The organism is Pallidibacillus pasinlerensis (assembly GCF_009996845.1).
GTDB lineage: Bacteria > Bacillota > Bacilli > Bacillales > Caldibacillaceae > Pallidibacillus > Pallidibacillus pasinlerensis.
Genome location: NZ_JAACYS010000123.1, coordinates 1 through 2,640 on the forward strand (window position 1 = coordinate 1; position 2,640 = coordinate 2,640).

A 2,640-nucleotide genomic window follows, 5' to 3' on the forward strand; every position below is an offset into this window, starting at 1 on the left:
AAGTCAACATCAGCTCGATTCCTCGCTGTGTTTCCTTTATCTCATTGCGGAAAGCTCCAGTTCGTACGTCGCTGCGCAGATGTAATACTGCGTAAGCGAAACATCGCAGAACAAAATCTAGAGATTTTGTTCGAGTCGCCTCAGCTTTTCTATTGGTTAAGTCCTCGAACGATTAGTATCCGTCAGCTCCACACGTCACCGTGCTTCCACCTCGGACCTATCAACCTTGTCATCTTCAAGGGTTCTTACTTCCATAAAGGAATGGGAAATCTCATCTTGAGGGGGGCTTCATGCTTAGATGCTTTCAGCACTTATCCCTTCCGCACATAGCTACCCAGCGATGCCTTTGGCAAGACAACTGGTACACCAGCGGTGCGTCCATCCCGGTCCTCTCGTACTAAGGACAGCTCCTCTCAAATTTCCTACGCCCACGACGGATAGGGACCGAACTGTCTCACGACGTTCTGAACCCAGCTCGCGTACCGCTTTAATGGGCGAACAGCCCAACCCTTGGGACCGACTACAGCCCCAGGATGCGATGAGCCGACATCGAGGTGCCAAACCTCCCCGTCGATGTGGACTCTTGGGGGAGATAAGCCTGTTATCCCCGGGGTAGCTTTTATCCGTTGAGCGATGGCCCTTCCATGCGGAACCACCGGATCACTAAGCCCGACTTTCGTCCCTGCTCGACTTGTAGGTCTCGCAGTCAAGCTCCCTTGTGCCTTTACACTCTACGAATGATTTCCAACCATTCTGAGGGAACCTTTGGGCGCCTCCGTTACCTTTTAGGAGGCGACCGCCCCAGTCAAACTGCCCACCTGACACTGTCTCCCAACCCGATAAGGGTTGCGGGTTAGAACTTCAATACAGCCAGGGTAGTATCCCAAGGACGCCTCCAAGGAAGCTGGCGCTCCCTCTTCCACGGCTCCTACCTATCCTGTACAAGCTGTACCGAAATTCAATATCAGGCTACAGTAAAGCTCCACGGGGTCTTTCCGTCCTGTCGCGGGTAATGCGCATCTTCACGCATAGTATAATTTCACCGAGTCTCTCGTTGAGACAGTGCCCAGATCGTTACGCCTTTCGTGCGGGTCGGAACTTACCCGACAAGGAATTTCGCTACCTTAGGACCGTTATAGTTACGGCCGCCGTTTACTGGGGCTTCAATTCGAAGCTTCGCGCCGAAGCGCTAACCTCTCCTCTTAACCTTCCAGCACCGGGCAGGCGTCAGCCCCTATACTTCACCTTGCGGTTTTGCAGAGACCTGTGTTTTTGCTAAACAGTCGCCTGGGCCTATTCACTGCGGCTCTTCAGGGCTATTCACCCTAAAGAGCACCCCTTCTCCCGAAGTTACGGGGTCATTTTGCCGAGTTCCTTAACGAGAGTTCTCTCGATCACCTTAGGATTCTCTCCTCGCCTACCTGTGTCGGTTTGCGGTACGGGCACCTTGATTCATCGCTAGAAGTTTTTCTTGGCAGTGTGAAATCAGGAACTTCGGTACTATAATTCCCTCGCCATCACAGCTTGAGGTTATGGTCGTAAGGATTTGCCTCACAACCCCTCTTACTGCTTGGACGCGCTAATCCAGCAGCGCGCTTACCCTATCCTCCTGCGTCACTCCATTGCTCAAACGAATCTTAGGTGGTACAGGAATATCAACCTGTTATCCATCGCCTACGCCTTTCGGCCTCGGCTTAGGTCCCGACTAACCCTGAGCGGACGAGCCTTCCTCAGGAAACCTTAGGCATTCGGTGGATGGGATTCTCACCCATCTTTCGCTACTCATACCGGCATTCTCACTTCTAAACGCTCCACTAGTCCTCACGGTCTAGCTTCGGCGCATTTAGAACGCTCTCCTACCACGGCATCGTAAGATGCCATCCGCAGTTTCGGTGATACGTTTAGCCCCGGTACATTTTCGGCGCAGAGTCACTCGACCAGTGAGCTATTACGCACTCTTTAAATGGTGGCTGCTTCTAAGCCAACATCCTGGTTGTCTAAGCAACTCCACATCCTTTTCCACTTAACGTATACTTTGGGACCTTAACTGGCGGTCTGGGCTGTTTCCCTTTCGACTACGGATCTTAGCACTCGTAGTCTGACTCCCAAGCATGAGTAATTGGCATTCGGAGTTTATCTGAATTCGGTAACCCGATGAGGGCCCCTAGTCCAAATAGTGCTCTACCTCCAATACTCTTTAGCTTGAGGCTAGCCCTAAAGCTATTTCGGAGAGAACCAGCTATCTCCAGGTTCGATTGGAATTTCACCGCTACCCACACCTCATCCCCGCACTTTTCAACGTACGTGGGTTCGGGCCTCCAGTGAGTGTTACCTCACCTTCACCCTGGACATGGGTAGATCACCTGGTTTCGGGTCTACGACTCTTAACTCAAAACGCCCTATTCAGACTCGCTTTCGCTACGGCTCCGGTATAACCTTAACCTTGCTAAGAATCGTAACTCGCCGGTTCATTCTACAAAAGGCACGCCATCACACATAAATGTGCTCTGACTACTTGTAGGCACACGGTTTCAGGTACTCTTTCACTCCCCTCCCGGGGTGCTTTTCACCTTTCCCTCACGGTACTGGTTCACTATCGGTCACTAGGGAGTATTTAGCCTTGGGAGATGGTCCTCCCAG

Annotated in this window: 1 rRNA gene; it reads right to left on the minus strand. The window is 52.0% G+C overall.

Going from position 1 to position 2,640, the window contains the following annotated elements:
- Positions 1-152 precede the first annotated feature (152 nt).
- Positions 153-2,640, minus strand: a 23S ribosomal RNA gene (locus GW534_RS15710); the annotation flags it as partial.